This window comes from Methylomonas sp. LWB, assembly GCF_001856095.1.
In the GTDB taxonomy this organism is placed as follows: domain Bacteria; phylum Pseudomonadota; class Gammaproteobacteria; order Methylococcales; family Methylomonadaceae; genus Methylomonas; species Methylomonas koyamae_A.
This window is the reverse complement of the sequence record NZ_MKMC01000097.1, coordinates 1-344: the sequence shown is the minus strand read 5'-3', so window position 1 is coordinate 344 and position 344 is coordinate 1. Positions and strand designations below refer to the sequence as shown.

Below are 344 nucleotides of genomic sequence, written 5' to 3'. Positions count from 1 at the left end.
CCGTACAGCGAGCCGCTCGTGATGGTTGCGGTGCCGGCCGCCGTGGTGCCGCCGTCGTAGGCCTTGCTAACGTCGCTGGTACTGACGGTCAAGCTGGCGGCTGAAATATCCGCGGTATGGGTGCCGCCGCTCAGCGTGTAGTTGCTGGCCAAGCCGCCGTTCGTGCCGTCGGCCAGCGCCAAAGTCCCCAGCGTCACCGCTTTGCCGGTGCCGACGTTTTTGCTGGCAATGGTGCCGGTGCCGCTCAGGTTCAGGGTTTCGCTACCGACCAAACTCCCCGCCGAGAAGATGCCGGCCGCCACGTTGGTGCTGCCGTTATAGGTCCGGCTGCCGGTCAGGCTGAC

1 protein-coding gene is annotated in these 344 nt (G+C 66.3%); it reads right to left on the bottom strand.

Features of this window, described 5'->3' with window-relative positions; all coding sequences use genetic code 11:
- Nucleotides 1-344: YDG domain-containing protein (locus BJL95_RS25380; protein WP_175463781.1), on the bottom strand; the 344-nt coding region annotated here is incomplete at both ends.